General features: G+C 40.2%; 1 protein-coding gene. It reads right to left on the reverse strand.

All coding sequences use genetic code 11. The features are described from left to right. Positions 1-956: IS256 family transposase (locus FC47_RS10170; protein ID WP_056968818.1), on the reverse strand; the 956-nt coding region annotated here is incomplete at its 3' end. Positions 957-1,061: the final 105 nt, after the last annotated feature.

A 1,061-nucleotide genomic window follows, 5' to 3' on the forward strand; every position in this document is an offset into this window, starting at 1 on the left:
AATAAGTTACTTAACTTACCCAATTTTCGCATCTGGTTGCTATATTTGCTTTTCCATTTCAAAATGAAGTTATCTAAAGCTTGTTTTGCTTCTTCAATTGATTCAGATTGGCGAATTTCTTTAAATTCGCTCATCAAATCTCGCATATCGCTTTTTCGCACATGTGATGTGAGATTACGAAGCACATGGACTAAGCAGCGCTGAAACTTAGCAGTTGGATAAATTTCTGCAATCACATTTTCGAGCCCAATAAAACCATCGGCGATGAATAACTGAACCTGTTCAATTCCTCGATTGCGTAAACTTTCAAGTAGTTCACGCCATGCTTCACCATTTTCGTTTGGTGCTACCGAGAAGTCTAAGACTTCTTTACCGCCGTCACTACGAATTCCAATCGCGATATTAACCGCTTCGCGCTCAACAGTTCCGCGCTTGAGCGGAATATAAGTGGCGTCTAAGAACACGCAAACATACTGTGAGTGCTTAAAGGTCCTGTCATGAAACTCTTCAACCAAGTTGCCAACTTGCTTAGTAATATTTGAAACGGTAGTTGGTGAATAGTAGTCGCCATACATGCGCTCAACTAAATCAGCGATTTCACGAGTTGTGATGCCTTTGGAATACATTTTAATGATCATCGATTCCAGAGTATCTGTCCGCCGTGAATATGGTTCGAATAAAGCGTTACGAAATTTATTCTTACGATCGCGCGGAACCGTAATATTGATTGGTCCAAATTCAGTATCGATGGTTCGCTGATACGATCCGTTTCTGGCGTTGTCCCCATGAGCGGAACTGTCGTTACGCTCATAGGGTTGGTAGCCTAAGACTGCCGACAATTCTTCTTGAAGTAATGTATTGACGGTTTGTTCCAACTGATTGCGAAAGACATCTTTTAATGATGTTTTAGAGTCAGAAGATAGCGCGTCAAGAATTTCTTTGTTAAACTGGTTCATAGGGAAAGCCTCCGTTTTGATTGTGTTTAGCGATTTAATCATACGGGGAAGGCTTTCCCTTTTTCAATTTAATTTAGAAATTTACACAAAATATTTTACACTCCC

The organism is Limosilactobacillus mucosae DSM 13345 (assembly GCF_001436025.1).
Classification (GTDB): domain Bacteria; phylum Bacillota; class Bacilli; order Lactobacillales; family Lactobacillaceae; genus Limosilactobacillus; species Limosilactobacillus mucosae.